The organism is Robinsoniella sp. (assembly GCF_034124845.1).
This window is the reverse complement of record NZ_JAWYAJ010000366.1, coordinates 1-15,500: the sequence shown is the minus strand read 5'-3', so window position 1 is coordinate 15,500 and position 15,500 is coordinate 1. Positions and strand designations below refer to the sequence as shown.

13 protein-coding genes and 2 pseudogenes are annotated in these 15,500 nt (G+C 42.8%); 14 read left to right on the top strand and 1 reads right to left on the bottom strand.

What is annotated here, in order from left to right:
- From ACH2DQ_RS18550 to ACH2DQ_RS18540, 3 genes and pseudogenes are all read left to right on the top strand, one after another.
- A pseudogene (locus ACH2DQ_RS18550) lies at positions 1-284 on the top strand (MBL fold metallo-hydrolase); the annotation flags it as partial.
- A 140-nt stretch (positions 285-424) separates the two neighbouring features.
- Positions 425-697, top strand: coding sequence for an ACT domain-containing protein (locus tag ACH2DQ_RS18545; RefSeq protein WP_394911345.1), 273 nt, complete (start codon positions 425-427; stop codon positions 695-697).
- Positions 698-751: 54 nt separating this feature from the next.
- Positions 752-2,116: a PFL family protein gene (locus ACH2DQ_RS18540; protein ID WP_394911344.1), complete on the top strand. Its 1,365-nt coding sequence runs from the start codon at positions 752-754 to the stop codon at positions 2,114-2,116.
- 117 nt (positions 2,117-2,233) lie between these two features.
- Here the strand turns inward: ACH2DQ_RS18540 and ACH2DQ_RS18535 are convergent, their stop codons facing one another.
- On the bottom strand, positions 2,234-3,526 hold the full coding sequence (locus ACH2DQ_RS18535; protein WP_394911343.1) for a nucleotidyltransferase: 1,293 nt from the start codon (positions 3,524-3,526) through the stop codon (positions 2,234-2,236).
- Positions 3,527-4,006: 480 nt separating this feature from the next.
- Here ACH2DQ_RS18535 and pta point away from each other — a divergent pair, with 480 nt between their 5' ends.
- The 11 genes and pseudogenes from pta to ACH2DQ_RS18480 form a co-directional block, all read left to right on the top strand.
- Positions 4,007-5,002 (top strand): phosphate acetyltransferase, encoded by a 996-nt coding sequence (gene pta / locus ACH2DQ_RS18530; RefSeq protein ID WP_027294153.1) that lies wholly within the window; start codon positions 4,007-4,009, stop codon positions 5,000-5,002.
- An 80-nt stretch (positions 5,003-5,082) separates the two neighbouring features.
- On the top strand, positions 5,083-6,273 hold the full coding sequence (locus tag ACH2DQ_RS18525; protein ID WP_394911342.1) for an acetate kinase: 1,191 nt from the start codon (positions 5,083-5,085) through the stop codon (positions 6,271-6,273).
- 209 nt (positions 6,274-6,482) lie between these two features.
- On the top strand, positions 6,483-7,010 hold the full coding sequence (locus ACH2DQ_RS18520) for a YceD family protein (RefSeq protein ID WP_394911341.1): 528 nt from the start codon (positions 6,483-6,485) through the stop codon (positions 7,008-7,010).
- A 3-nt stretch (positions 7,011-7,013) separates the two neighbouring features.
- Positions 7,014-7,196, top strand: a complete 183-nt coding sequence (rpmF, locus tag ACH2DQ_RS18515) for a 50S ribosomal protein L32 (RefSeq protein WP_027294150.1) — start codon at positions 7,014-7,016, stop codon at positions 7,194-7,196.
- A gap of 179 nt (positions 7,197-7,375) precedes the next feature.
- The gene (gene plsX / locus ACH2DQ_RS18510) at positions 7,376-8,383 is read left to right on the top strand and encodes a phosphate acyltransferase PlsX (protein ID WP_394911340.1); all 1,008 of its coding nucleotides are present in this window, start codon (positions 7,376-7,378) and stop codon (positions 8,381-8,383) included.
- Positions 8,384-8,404: 21 nt separating this feature from the next.
- Entirely contained in the window at positions 8,405-8,635 is a 231-nt protein-coding gene (acpP, locus tag ACH2DQ_RS18505; RefSeq protein WP_044289983.1) for an acyl carrier protein, read from the top strand.
- A 140-nt stretch (positions 8,636-8,775) separates the two neighbouring features.
- Entirely contained in the window at positions 8,776-9,489 is a 714-nt protein-coding gene (gene rnc / locus ACH2DQ_RS18500) for a ribonuclease III (protein ID WP_394911339.1), read from the top strand.
- Positions 9,480-13,043 (top strand): chromosome segregation protein SMC, encoded by a 3,564-nt coding sequence (gene smc, locus ACH2DQ_RS18495; protein WP_395027795.1) that lies wholly within the window; start codon positions 9,480-9,482, stop codon positions 13,041-13,043. Before rnc ends, smc begins: the two co-directional genes overlap by 10 nt.
- Positions 13,044-13,067: 24 nt before the next feature.
- The gene (gene ftsY / locus ACH2DQ_RS18490; RefSeq protein ID WP_394911458.1) at positions 13,068-14,009 is read left to right on the top strand and encodes a signal recognition particle-docking protein FtsY; all 942 of its coding nucleotides are present in this window, start codon (positions 13,068-13,070) and stop codon (positions 14,007-14,009) included.
- A gap of 15 nt (positions 14,010-14,024) precedes the next feature.
- Complete coding sequence (gene ilvA, locus ACH2DQ_RS18485) at positions 14,025-15,236, top strand: threonine ammonia-lyase (RefSeq protein ID WP_394911337.1); 1,212 nt, start codon at positions 14,025-14,027, stop codon at positions 15,234-15,236.
- A gap of 13 nt (positions 15,237-15,249) precedes the next feature.
- Positions 15,250-15,500, top strand: a pseudogene (locus ACH2DQ_RS18480) (phosphatidic acid phosphatase); the annotation flags it as partial.

Here is a 15,500-nt window from a genome sequence, read left to right as displayed (position 1 = left end):
ATATGCTTCAGGTTGGAAGCTATCCTTATTACCTGAAACAGCGAATTCTTGGAAACAGGGGGCATCTGTCTAATGAAAATGCAGGACGGCTGCTCTGCCGGATTCTTCATGACGGCATTAAAACCATTATGCTTGGGCATCTCAGCCAGGAAAATAATTATGAGGCGCTTGCATATGAAACGGTCTGCTCAGAAGTGACTTTAGGCGAAAATCCTTATACAGCAAAAGATTTTCCAATCCGCGTGGCACACAGGGATGAGCCAAGTGAATTATTTGCGATATAAAGTCATTCCCCATCTGCAGTCTGCAATTGCGGACTGCAGATGCAGTTACTGTGGGCATCCAAAGGATGTGAACCGTAACATACTGACTTACATATATAGATTAATGTGAAAGAGGACTTCGGTCCCCGAAAGGAGAAGAAATGAAAAAAACAATTATCACAGTCGTAGGAAAAGATACCGTGGGAATCATCGCTAAGGTTTGTACTTTCCTTGCAGAAAACAACGTAAACATCCTGGATATCTCCCAGACAATTGTACAGGGATTCTTCAATATGATGATGGTTACCGATGCAAACAATTCTACAAAGTCTGCGGAAGAACTGGCGAAAGAACTGGAAAAACTCGGCGATGAAATCGGCGTAAGCATCCGCTGCCAGCACGAAGAAATCTTCAACATGATGCATCGAATCTAAAGCGCGCCCCGGTGCCCCAATTTGTCACTATATGAAGAAAGGTAATAATCTGTTATGATAAATTTATTTGAAGTAAGCGAAACAAATAAAATGATTACCCAGGAGAATCTGGACGTAAGAACGATTACTCTGGGTATCAGCCTGTTAGACTGTGTGGATTCCGATCTGGAAAAGTTAAATCAGAAAATCTACGATAAGATTACAACTCTGGCAAAAGACCTGGTTTCTACCGGTAAAGAAATTGAAAGAGAATACGGCATTCCCATTGTGAATAAGCGTATTTCCATAACACCGATTGCTTTAGTGGGCGGCAGCGCATGTAAATCCTCTGATGATTTTGTAACACTGGCAAAAACGCTGGATAAAGCTGCAAAAGAAGTAGGCGTAAACTTTATCGGCGGATATTCTGCTTTGGTCAGCAAAGGAATGACACAAAGTGATGAATACCTGATCCGTTCCATTCCAAAGGCTCTTGCATGTACCGAACGGGTTTGCAGTTCCATTAACCTTGGTTCTACCAAATGCGGTATCAATATGGACGCCGTACGGCTGATGGGTGATATGATTCTGGAAACAGCAGAGTACACCAAAGAAAATGATTCTCTTGGCTGTGCAAAACTGGTGGTGTTTTGCAATGCTCCGGATGATAATCCTTTCATGGCAGGTGCATTCCATGGTGTGACAGAAGCAGATGCCATCATTAATGTAGGTGTCAGCGGTCCGGGTGTTGTGAAGACTGCTTTGGAACAGGTTCGCGGTGAAAGCTTTGAAGTATTGTGCGAAACCATCAAGAAGACAGCATTTAAAGTTACCCGTGTGGGTCAGCTTGTCGCTCAGGAAGCCTCCAAACGTATGAACATTCCTTTTGGAATCATCGATTTATCACTTGCACCAACGCCGGCAATCGGAGACAGTGTTGCAGATATTTTATGTGAAATCGGTCTGGAATATGCCGGAGCACCAGGAACAACCGCAGCACTTGCACTTTTAAATGACCAGGTGAAAAAGGGCGGTGTTATGGCTTCTTCTTATGTAGGCGGACTAAGCGGAGCTTTCATTCCGGTCAGTGAAGACCAGGGAATGATTGATGCTGTTTTAGCAAACGCACTGACCATCGAAAAGTTAGAAGCCATGACCTGTGTATGTTCCGTAGGTCTGGATATGATCGCAATCCCGGGAGATACCAAGTCAACTACCATAGCGGGTATCATTGCAGATGAAATGGCAATTGGTATGGTTAATCAGAAAACGACAGCTGTACGTCTGATTCCGGTTATTGGAAAAGGCGTGGGCGAAATCGTACAATTCGGCGGCTTGTTAGGCTATGCGCCGATTATGCCGGTTAATAAATATGGATGTGATGCCTTTGTCAACCGTAAAGGAAGAATTCCGGCTCCAATTCATAGTTTTAAAAATTAAAATTGTAGCTAAAAAATTAGGGCGCGATGCGAAAGAAAATGCATCACGCCTTTTTATTGCTTACGGCAGAATTTTTCTCTGACCTTCTTGCCCAAAAGCACCCTCAACCTCAGGAGGCTACCGCTGTACAACAATCTGCCTGGTAAATTCATTATAGGAATGATCTTTGAACAAATTCGTGACACCACAGTGATACACCTGAGCACTGTAAATATCACAGTCCAGCATCTTTCCTGCGATATCCGAAAAAGGACTGAGCTCTAAAAGTTCCGATGCATCTGCCATTTTGGTGATAATAGGCAATCGGCTTTTTTTCTTAATTTCCGTGAGCAGTACAGAAGCTTTTTTATGAAACCCCAGAACCCGGATATAACATGCTCCATTGGCGGAAACTACAGACTTCCTTACCATATCCTCTTTAATTCCCAGTAAAATATGCATCAGTGCCCGCCGGATCCGGGTTTCGGTAAACTGTCTGGTTTTTAATTGTGTAATAAAACCCTCCAGACCCTCATAGGAATTCCTCAGATTGTATATTCTTTTAGCCAGATCTTCGGAGACATCAAAAAACTGGGCTAGTTCCTGCCAATCCATTACAGACAAAAGCCGATAGTGCAGCATCTGTGAAAAGTCAGCGCTTTTTACCGGAAAAGCCCGGTTTGATTCCCTTTTTAATATAGCGTAAACTTCATCAGGCACCTGTCCTTTTATTGGATCCGGCAGTTTCCTTCGTTCTTCCAGTATCACCCGCCTTATCGCGGTTGCGGAACTGATGCCGAAATGGAGGGATGGATCGTGGTAACCGCTGGAAATCCGCTCTATGGTAACCGGTTGCATACTGCTATTTAGCTTTTTCAAGGCTTTCAGATATTCGATGCCCAAAATGTTATTGGGTGAATCCAGCACTTCTTTCCACAGGGATACACGGTCCTCCTTTTCACTTCCATACAATGCCGCAAGGCAGGAGAGCAGCGCTTCTTCTCTGGCTGCCGGGAATGATTTGCCTTCAGACAGCATGGCTTTTAATGCATTTTTGTATGGAAGGGGCTCTGCTGTCAGAACTTCTGCGATCTCGTCCAGAACCTGAATGTCACCGCACTCACTGCCAAAGCAGACAGCATCTGCAATTCCAAGAGAATCTAACAGGGAAACGGCGCCCAGTGCAAAATACTCCGCACTCCCACAGGCGAAACATGCCGGAATCTCCAGCACCAAATCTGCTCCGCACGCCAATGCCATTTCGGTTCTTGCAAACTTATCTATAATCGCCGGTTCCCCCCTCTGCAGAAAGTTCCCGCTCATAACAACCACCACAAATCCGGCACCTGTTTTTCTCTTTGCCTGCTCTAAATGATATCTGTGTCCATTGTGAAACGGATTATATTCCGTTACCAGTCCAACAACCTTCATATATGTTAATATCCTCCGTTCTGTAAGCACAAAATTGTAATATTTATCTACCGATTATAACACATTCCATACACTTCGTACATCACTCTTGTAACCGCACAGAATTTAATCAGGTACCTTTTTATTCCTTCCAACAAAACGAACAAATCAATACAATCAAAAAATAAACAACAAAATGCAAAAGCCAATTTTTAAAAAAGTTATCAAAAACCAAAAGGTTTGACTCCAAAAAACGATCTGTCAGACGAAAAAACTCCTTCGGATATCAAAAGTTTATCCAAAAATACAATTTTATCCCCGGTGTATGGAAAAAGATACACCATAACGGTTGAAATTAGCCATTTATAGGGCTATAATTAAAAAGAATGAAAGGTTGTTAAACATTGTTAAAATATTAATTAACTTGTATGCCCATATGGTATCATGTATAATATTTTTATGACGGTTTTGGGACCTAAAACACGAAAGGAGTCAGAAATCATGGGATTTATTGACGTAATCAAAGAAAGAGCGAAATCAAACAAAAAAACGATTGTACTGCCGGAAACAGAAGACCGCAGGACATATGAAGCAACTGCCCAGATCTTAAAAGAAGGCGTTGCAAATGTAGTTCTGGTAGGCAGCGAAGAGGCAGTTAAAAAAGGCAGCGAAGGATTAGACATTACAGGAGCTATTATCGTAGATCCTGCAACTTCAGATAAGACAGCAGGCTACATAGACAAGCTTGTAGAATTGAGACAGAAAAAAGGCATGACACCGGAGCAGGCAAAGGATATTTTATTAAACCAGTACCTGTACTATGGCGTTATGATGGTTAAAATGGGGGATGCAGACGGTATGGTATCCGGAGCATGTCACTCTACCGCAGATACATTAAGACCATGCCTTCAGATTTTAAAAACAAAACCAGGTACAAAGTTAGTATCCGCATTCTTCCTGATGGCAGTACCAAACTGCGAATATGGTGCAAACGGCACATTTATTTTCGCAGATGCAGGATTAAACCAGAACCCAAATCCGGAAGAACTGGCAGCAATCGCAGCTTCTTCTGCAGAATCTTTCCAGTTATTAGTAGAAGAGGAACCGATCGTAGCTATGCTTTCCCATTCTACCATGGGCAGTGCAAAACATGCAGATGTTGACAAAGTAGTAGAAGCAACCAGAATTGCAAAAGAACAGAACCCAAATCTGAAATTAGACGGTGAATTCCAGTTAGATGCTGCAATCGTACCTAGCGTTGGCGCTTCCAAAGCTCCTAACAGCCCGGTAGCAGGTAAAGCAAACGTATTGCTGTTCCCAGACCTGGATGCAGGAAATATCGGATACAAATTAGTACAGAGACTGGCAAAAGCAGAAGCTTACGGACCTGTAACACAGGGTATTGCAAAACCGGTAAATGATTTATCCCGTGGATGCAGCGCTGAAGATATCGTTGGGGTTGTTGCAATTACAGCTGTTCAGTGCCAGGCTCAATAGGAAGATTTTACCTACATAATTATATGGAAGTTCTAAAAGAATATAATAAATGAAAAGAAAACCAATGGAGGTATTTTTTAATGAACGTATTAGTTATCAACTGTGGAAGTTCATCTCTTAAGTATCAGTTAATCAACGCTGATACAGAAGATGTATTGGCAAAGGGGCTTTGCGAAAGAATTGGAATCGAAGGAAGCAGACTGGTTTATCAGCCAAAGGGCGGAGAAAAAGAAATTACCGAAAGCCCGATGCCGACTCACAAAGAAGCAATCAAAATGGTACTGGATGCATTGGTAAATGACAAGACCGGCGTAATTGAAAGCCTGAAAGAAGTAAAGGCCGTAGGACACAGAATCGTACACGGCGGCGAGAAATTTGCTTCCTCTGCAGTCATTACAGAAGATATGTTAAAAGCAGTGGAAGAGTGTAATGACCTTGCACCTCTTCACAATCCTGCAAACTTAATCGGTATTCGTGCGTGCCAGGAATTAATGCCTGATGTACCGATGGTTGGTGTATTCGACACTGCATTCCATCAGACTATGCCTGAAAAAGCATATATGTATGGTCTGCCTTACGAATATTATGAAAAATACAAAGTTAGAAGATATGGTTTCCACGGAACATCCCATAATTTTGTATCCAAAGAAACAGCAAAATTCTTAGGACTTGATATCAACAATTCCAAGATTATTGTCTGCCATTTAGGTAACGGAGCATCCATTTCCGCTGTATTAAACGGCAAATCCATTGATACTTCCATGGGATTGACTCCTCTTGAAGGACTGGTAATGGGAACACGTTCCGGTGACATTGATCCGGCTATCTTAGAGTTCCTGTCCAAAAAAGAAAATATGGACATTGATGACTTAATGAACATGTTAAATAAAAAATCCGGCGTTTATGGTTTATCCGGAATCTCAAGTGATTTCCGTGATCTGGAAAATGCTGCTGAAGAAGGAAATGAAGCTGCTATCCTTGCAAGAGCCGTATTTAATTACCGTGCCGCAAAATATATCGGCGGATACGTAGCTGCCTTAAATGGTGTTGATGCAATCGCATTTACAGCAGGTCTGGGTGAAAATGACTCTCTGGTTCGCCGTGATATCATTGCTTATCTTGGATACCTGGGCATTACTTTAGATACAGAAGCAAATAAAGCAAGAGGCAAAAAGACTCTGCTTTCCACACCGGATTCTAAGGTTAAAGTTGTTCTGCTTCCTACCGATGAAGAACTTGCAATCTGCAGAGAAACCGTTGCACTGATTTAGTTATTCATTAACGGTTACGTGCAACTGACGCAGGTAACCGGGTGCTTCAAACACAGTTAACTGCGTTATAATGTACAGGCAATAAGGCGGAGACTTGCACAGACTCCGCCTTATTTTAAAATGTAAGTTTATCCCACTTTATTGTAAAATTATGTTGACAAAAACATTTTGCATATGTATAATAATTTAGGTGTGGATAGGAGGTCATAATGCTGATAGACTTAAACGGTGTTTTAAAAAACGACGAATTAGTAATGCAGACTGATGCAGGACTGGAGCTGGAGACTTTCGTTTCAAAGCTTGGCAGTTTTCCTATCATTGGCAGTACCCCCGTTTCTTTACAGATACAGAACAAAGGGAACAGGAAACTGCACATAACAGGGGAAGGGACAATCACTGTTTTGATTCCCTGTGACAGGTGTCTGGAAGTTGTAAAAACGGATATCAAAGTTCATATTGATAAAGAAATTGATATGAACATGGATGAAGCAGAGCACCAGAAAGCACTTGATGAACACAATTATATTGATGGATATAACCTGGATGTGGATAAGCTTGTCTATGGCGAGATGTTATTGAATTGGCCGATGAAGGTTTTATGCAGTGAAAGCTGTAAGGGAATCTGTAATCAATGCGGCGCCAATTTAAATCTTGGGACTTGCAGCTGTGATCATACAGATTTAGATCCAAGAATGGCCAAAATCCGTGATATCTTTAGCAAATTTAAGGAGGTGTAAACCATGTCAATCTGTCCAAAAAATAAATCTTCCAAAGGAAGAAGAGACAAGAGAAGAGCAAACTGGAAAATGTCTGCTCCAAATTTAGTAAAATGTGCTAAATGCGGCGAACTCATGATGTCTCACAGAGTATGTAAGAACTGCGGAACATACAATAAAAAAGAAATCATATCCACAGAAGCATAAGATATGATAAAGCATCTCGTTGGAGATGCTTTTTTTACGGGCTTTTCTCCTGTTTTACAGTCCTTTTACCCAGAAAATCAATAGAACTTATGCACTTCTTAAGATTCTCTAAAAATATCTATTGATTTTCTGTATGATGTTTAGTATATTAGTTAATAGAAATACGAGGAGGAAATAATATGCAGGAATTAGTTCGGGTCGTAGTCGATGCTATGGGTGGTGATCATGCCCCGGCAGAGATTGTTAAGGGAGCCGTAAACGCAGTGAATGCGAGAAATGATATTAAAGTATTCCTGGTAGGGCGCTCGGAAGATGTACAGAGAGAATTATCCAAGTACACCTATCCAAAAGAGCTAGTGGAAGTTGTTCATGCTGATGAAATTATTGAAACAGCAGAACCGCCGGTTATGGCTATTCGAAAGAAAAAAAGTTCTTCCATAGTACTAGGGTTGAATCTGGTAAAAAAAGGAGAAGCAGACGCTTTTGTTTCTGCCGGAAGTACCGGAGCCGTATTAGTCGGCGGACAGCTTATCGTTGGGCGCATTAAAGGAATTGAGCGACCGCCTCTGGCACCACTGATACCCACTAAGACCGGTGTTTCATTGCTGGTTGACTGTGGCGCTAATGTAGATGCAAGACCATCTCATCTAGTACAGTTTGCAAAAATGGGTTCTATTTACATGGAGAATGTAGTAGGTATTAAAAATCCAAAAGTCGGTATCGTCAATATCGGTGCAGAAGAGGAAAAAGGCAACGCTCTGGTAAAAGAGACATTTCCACTCTTGAAGGAATGTAAAGACATTAATTTTATCGGAAGTGTGGAGGCCAGAGACATTCCGGCTGGCGTATGCGATGTCATCGTTTGTGAGGCATTTGTCGGGAATGTAATTTTAAAGTTGTATGAAGGTGTGGGTGCCACCCTGATCTCTAAAGTCAAGGCAGGCATGATGACAAGCCTTCGCAGTAAGATTGGCGCCTTACTGGTAAAACCGGCATTAAAAGAGACATTGCAATCTTTTGATGCAAGTCAATATGGCGGTGCACCTTTACTTGGGTTGAATGGCCTTGTGGTAAAATCTCACGGCAGCTCGAAGGCGCCTGAGATTACCAATTCCATTGTTCAATGCGTACAGTTTAAACAGCAGAAGATCAATGAGAAAATTAAAGAAAAAATTAAAGTAGATTAGTAAAAGAGAGGATTGATGATTATGGAATTCGAAAAGTTACAGAAAATTATTGCCGAGGTACTGAATGTGGATGCAGATGAGATCACAATGGAGACAACATTTGTGGATGACCTGGGAGCTGACTCCTTAGATGTATTTCAGATTATCATGGGAATTGAAGAAGAATTCGATATTGAAATTCCAAATGAAGAAGCAGAGAAAATTGTTTCTGTAGGCGATGCGGTAGAACAGATCAAAAGTGCAATCAACTAAAACGGTTTTTATGAGGGTGTTGCAAAGCAGCACCCTTTGTTGTATAAGGAGGAAATTGTTAAGTTTGAAACAAAAATCATTTCAAACTTTCTATTTAGGCAGTACCGCAGACATGTCTGCGGCATGCAGGAGGTATAACTATGAAATCAATCAGAAAATTAGCTGAGCTGGAGAATCGAATCGGATATAAGTTCCGCAACTTCGACCTGCTGGTACAGGCCATGACTCACAGTTCATATGCAAATGAACACAAAGCCGCTAAAATGAAAGACAATGAACGCCTTGAATTTTTGGGGGATGCAGTGTTGGAAGTTACCAGCAGTGAATATTTATTTCACAATTACCCGGATCTGCCGGAGGGCGACCTGACAAAGCTTCGTGCCAGTATCGTCTGTGAGCCCACTCTTGCCCTGTGTACGAAAGAAATTGAACTGGGCAGCTATTTACAGCTTGGGAAGGGAGAAGAGCATACCGGAGGCCGTCATCGCGATTCAATCGTATCAGATGCCATGGAAGCTCTCATAGGTGCCATTTATTTAGATGGTGGTTTTGCTAATGCAAAAGAGTTTATTTTAAAATATATAATGAAAGATATTGAAAATAAGCAGCTCTTTTATGATAGCAAGACTATCCTGCAGGAAATTGTACAAAGAGATTTTAAAGGTGATGAGATCGTATATACCCTGACAGGGGAAGAAGGCCCTGACCATGATAAGAAATTTATTGTAGAACTGCATATCGGTGAAAAAAATGCAAGCCAGGGAATTGGACGTACCAAGAAAGCTGCTGAGCAGGAAGCGGCATACCGCGCAATCATCGACTTGAAAGGAAAGACAAAAGAGATATGTACTTAAAAAGCATAGAAATACACGGCTTCAAATCTTTTGCCAACAAAATTGTCTTTAAATTCCACAATGGCATTACCGGAATCGTGGGACCCAACGGCAGCGGTAAGAGTAATGTTGGTGATGCGGTGAGGTGGGTACTTGGTGAGCAGCGTGCAAAGCAGCTGCGTGGTGCCAATATGCAGGATGTTATCTTTTCCGGAACGGAAAACCGGAAACCCATGGGATTTGCATCAGTAGCCATTACACTGGACAATGAAGACCACCAGCTTCCCATTGATTATAATGAAGTAACCGTAACCAGAAGAGTATACCGCTCCGGCGAAAGTGAATATCTGATCAACGGCACCACCTGCCGCTTAAAAGATGTCAACGAACTCTTTTACGATACCGGTATCGGTAAAGAAGGCTACTCCATCATCGGGCAGGGACAGATCGATAAAATATTAAGCGGAAAACCGGAAGAGCGCAGGGAGCTTTTTGACGAGGCTGTGGGAATTGTAAAATACAAACGCCGGAAGGTAGCAGCACAGAAAAAGCTGGAAGATGAAAAGCAGAATCTGGTCCGTGTAAATGATATACTGTCCGAATTAACCAAACAATTAGGCCCCCTTCAAAGGCAGGCGGAAACTGCAAAAGTCTATCTGAAGAAAAAAGAAGAATTAAAAGCAGTGGATGCCAATATGTTTTTAATGGAGATGGATCGTATCCGAACCCAGCTTCGTGAAATTGAAGAAAAGATCTCCATTTCCAATCAGGATCTCCAGTCTACAAAAGACAATTATGAAAGTGCGAAAGTAGAGTATGACCGGATCGAAAAAGAAATGGAAGAGTTAAGTGCCAGGATTGAGGAGCAAAAGGAACGCTCCAATAAAAACCAGCTGTTAAAACAGCAGTTAACCGGCCAGATCAATGTCTTAAAAGAACAGATCAATACGGCGAAGTTAAATGATGAACATCTGCAGAACCGTATTCTGAACATTCAGAAAGAATTAGACGGGAAGACACAGCAAAAAGAATCCCAGCAGGCAGAGCTTTCCCTGTTAAAGGAACAGCTGGATAAAGTCCAGGCGGTAGAAGTGGAAAACAGAGCGGTGGGCTTAAAGCTTCAGGAAGACACCGGTATCCCGGAAAGCCATATTGAAGAAGGCAAAAACCAGATTATCGAATTATTAAACCAGAGAGCTTCCACAAAAGCCAAGCTGCAGCGATATTCCACCATGATCGAGCAGATTCAAATTCGTAAGGCGGAACTCAGCCAGAAGATTTTGAAATTAAAAAGTGAAGAATCCGAGCAGGAAGAATCCCTGGCTGCATACCAGAAGGACTACACAGAGGTTTCAGCACGTATCGATGCACTGTGTGAGGAGAGTACAAAATACGACAGTGAAGTGTCCGGACTCCAGCAGATTCTCGCCAAACAGAATGAGCAGATGGAAACCGGACAGACTGCTTACCATAGAGAGGAATCCAGACTGGAATCCCTGAAAAATATCACGGAACGATATGATGGATATGGCAACAGTATCCGCCGGGTTATGGAACAGAAAAGCCGGGAAAAAGGAATTATGGGCGTAGTTGCCGACATTATCAAAGTTCAGAAATCTTATGAAACCGCAATCGAAACAGCTCTGGGCGGCAGTATCCAGAATATTGTTACCGAAGACGAACATACCGCAAAACGGATGATTGATTTTCTGAAACGAAATAAGTACGGAAGGGCTACCTTCCTCCCGCTAACCAGCATTGGCAACCGCAACGGATTTACCAATGAGAAGGTTTTAAAAGAACCGGGAGTCATTGGTCTTGCAAATTCCCTGGTGGACGTGGAGGGCTGCTATGAAGGACTGGCAAAATACCTGCTGGGCAGAACAGTAGTAGTTGACCATATCGACAACGCCATTATCATTGCAAAAAAATATCAGCACACGCTGCGTATTGTTACCCTGGACGGAGAATCTTTAAGTCCCGGCGGTTCCATGACCGGTGGTGCATTTAAAAATTCCAGCAATCTGCTGGGCAGACGAAGAGAAATTGAGGAATTAACGGAAAGTGTTGCCCTGTTAAAAAAGGATATGGAAGAACTCCAGAAATCCATTGACGTTAACCGGGATAAACGGCGCATCCTGCGTGATAAAATCGTAGAGTTGAAAGACAGCCTGCAAAAAGAGTACATCGTCCAGAATACGGCGAAAATGAAGATTAAGCAGATGCAGAGCCGCAACACGGAGACGAAATCCGGATATGCCCAGTTAAAACGGGAATCATCCGAAATTGAAACCCAGATTGCTGACATCCGGGTGGAAGAATCCGAGATCCAAAAAGAACTGGAAACTTCTGTGGCCCTGGAGAAAAAAACAGAATCCCTGATCCTTGGTCTTCAAAAAGAACTGGAAGTGAAGAAGCAGGAGCTGGAAGCCCACAACGGCAAAGCCGAAGGAATTCATCTGGACCTGGCAAATTTAAAGCAAAAAGAAGATTTTATCCATCAAAATAGTACACGTATTCACTCAGAGATGACGTCCTTGCTGGAAGAGCGGGAATCCATTCAAAATGATATCCTGGAAAATGAGAAGGATATCCAGAAAAAAGCTCATGATATCGAAGAAATTGAAATATCCATATCCAAAGCAGCTGAACAGGAAGGGGAATTAAGCGGCAGAGTGAATGAGTGGATGGCACAAAAAGAAAACCTCTACGCCAGCCACAAGTCTTTTTTTGCCAAGCGTGAAGAAATGTCGGAGCGTATGGCTATGCTGGACAAAGAAAATTTCCGACTTGTCAGCATGCTGGAAAAGCTGGAAGAGAGTAAAGAATCCCAGATTAATTACATGTGGGAGGAATATGAGCTGACGGTCAGTACCGCAAGGGAACTGAAAGAGGAAGCTTATGAAAACCAGGCGCAGTTAAAAAAAGCAATCCAACTGCTGAAATCCGATATCAAAGGTCTTGGGAGCGTAAATGTCAATGCCATTGAAGACTTTAAAGAATTGTCTGAGAGACATGAGTTCCTCAGTACACAGCATGACGACCTGATAAAAGCGGAGGAGATCCTCCTTGGCATCATAGAAGAACTGGACAGCGGAATGCGCGCTCAGTTTAAAGAGAATTTTGCCATTATTCAGGCAGAATTTGACAAAGCCTTTAAACAGCTCTTTGGCGGCGGAAAAGGCAGTCTGGAACTGGTGGAGGATGAAGATATCCTGGAAGCAGGCATCCGCATCATCTCCCAGCCCCCCGGTAAGAAGCTGCAGAATATGATGCAGTTATCCGGTGGTGAGAAAGCGCTGACCGCAATTGCCCTGCTGTTTGCCATTCAGAAATTAAAGCCATCGCCGTTCTGCCTTCTGGATGAAATTGAGGCGGCGCTGGATGAGTCAAATGTTACCAGGTATGCAAAATACCTTCATAAGTTGACAAAGAATACACAATTTATTATTATTACACATAGACGTGGTACAATGGAAGTTGCGGACAGGCTGTATGGTATCACCATGCAGGAAAAAGGTGTATCCGCACTGGTATCCGTCAATTTAATTGAAGATGAGCTGGATTCTGATTAAAACCAGAATCAGTAGGAGGAAATCATTATGGAAGAAAAGAAAGGGTTTTTTAAACGGCTTGTAGAAGGGCTGTCAAAAACCAGGGCGAATATTGTTGCAGGAATTGACTCCATTTTCAGCGGGTTTTCCAGCATAGATGACGATTTCTATGAAGAGATCGAAGAAATCTTAGTAATGGGGGACCTGGGAATCAATGCCACAACCGCTATTATTGAGGACTTAAAAGCAAAGGTTAAAGAACAGAAAATCAAAGAACCATCCGAATGCAAGCAGCTGCTGATTGACAGTATTAAAGAACAGATGGATGTAGGCGAAACAGCATATGAATTTGAAAACAGACAGTCTGTGGTGCTGGTAATCGGTGTAAACGGTGTGGGAAAAACCACCAGCGTGGGAAAACTTGCGGGAAAATTAAAAGACCAGGGCAAAAAAGTAATTCTCGCAGCCGCAGATACTTTCCGGGCGGCAGCAGGAGAGCAGTTAACCGAATGGGCGAACCGTGCCGGTGTGGATATTATCGGCGGACAGGAAGGTTCCGATCCGGCTGCTGTTGTATTTGACGCCGTGGCATCTGCGAAAGCAAGACATGCCGATGTACTGTTATGCGATACGGCTGGCAGGCTTCATAACAAGAAAAACCTGATGAATGAATTAGGCAAGATCAATCGTGTGCTGGAGCGGGAATATCCGGAAGCATACCGGGAGACACTGGTTGTGCTGGATGGGACAACGGGCCAGAACGCCTTGGCGCAGGCAAGGGAGTTCAGTGAGATTGCAGACATAACCGGTATCATATTGACTAAACTGGATGGAACGGCGAAAGGTGGTATTGCGGTGGCAATCCACTCAGAGCTTGGTATTCCCGTTAAATATATCGGTGTGGGTGAAAGCATTGATGATTTACAGAAGTTTAATGCAGATGAATTTGTAAATGCATTATTCAACGTACAAACCCCGGCAAATTAGCAGAAAGGCGACAAGATGTTAACGTTAGATAAGTTTGAGGAAGCTTCCGAAGCAGTGAAGCAGGTTACACAGGAGACAAAACTGGTTTACAGCCAGTACTATTCAGAACAGACCGGCAATAAAGTGTTTTTTAAGCCTGAAAACATGCAGCGTACAGGAGCATATAAAATCCGCGGCGCTTACTATAAAATCAGTACATTGACGGAAGAAGAAAGAGAGAAAGGGCTGATTACAGCCTCTGCCGGCAACCATGCCCAGGGCGTGGCATATGCTGCAAAAGCATTTGGTGCCAAAGCAGTGATCGTAATGCCTACCACTACACCTCTGATTAAAGTAAACCGAACAAAAAGCTATGGTGCAGAAGTTGTGTTATACGGAGATGTATATGACGAGGCATGCGCACATGCCTATGAACTTGCCAGCGAACACGGCTATACCTTTATTCATCCCTTTGATGATCTGGCGGTAGCCACGGGACAGGGAACCATTGCCATGGAAATTGTACAGGAGCTGCCTCTGGTAGATTATATCCTGGTTCCAATCGGCGGCGGTGGTCTGGCAACAGGTGTATCTGCCCTTGCAAAATTGTTAAATCCCAACATTAAGGTGATCGGGGTAGAACCGGCAGGTGCAAATTGTATGCAGTCCTCCCTGGATGCAGGCGAAGTAACAACCATGCCAAATGTAAATACCATTGCAGATGGTACAGCAGTAAAAACACCCGGTGAGCAGTTATTTCCCTATATTCAGAAAAATCTGGACGGAATCATTACCGTTGATGACGATGAATTAGTAGTAGCTTTCCTGGATATGGTAGAGAACCATAAGATGATTGTAGAAAACTCCGGTCTGCTTACTGTAGCTGCACTGAAGCACATGGAAGTCAAAGGGAAGAAAATTGTATCCATTTTAAGCGGCGGTAATATGGACGTGATCACCATGTCCTCTGTGGTACAGCTGGGATTAATCCAGAGAGACCGTATCTTCACCGTTTCCGTACTTCTTCCGGATAAGCCGGGCGAACTGGTTCGGGTTGCCACCGTTATTGCTGAAGCTCAGGGTAATGTCATAAAGCTTGAACATAACCAGTTTGTAAGCACGAACCGAAATGCAGCCGTTGAATTAAAAATCACGCTGGAAGCATTCGGTACGGAACATAAAAACACCATCGTAGATGCACTGAAAGAGAACGGTTATAAGCCAAAGCTTATCCGTCCAAACCTGTAGGAGATTGAATTACATGTATAGGTGGCTAAAAAAATATGTCGATCCCTGGGCAAAACTCTATTCCATTATACCTCTGGTGTCCTGTTTCGTACTGAACAGCGTCATTTATTTTGGAACCCAGCATCTTTGCAAAGACTGGTATCACTATGATTTCACACTGGAAATAGACCGAATGGTTCCATTTAAACCGGGCTGGGTATGGATTTACGTGATCTGTTATTTATTCTGGATCGTAAATTATATCATGATCGGACATTTAGGAAA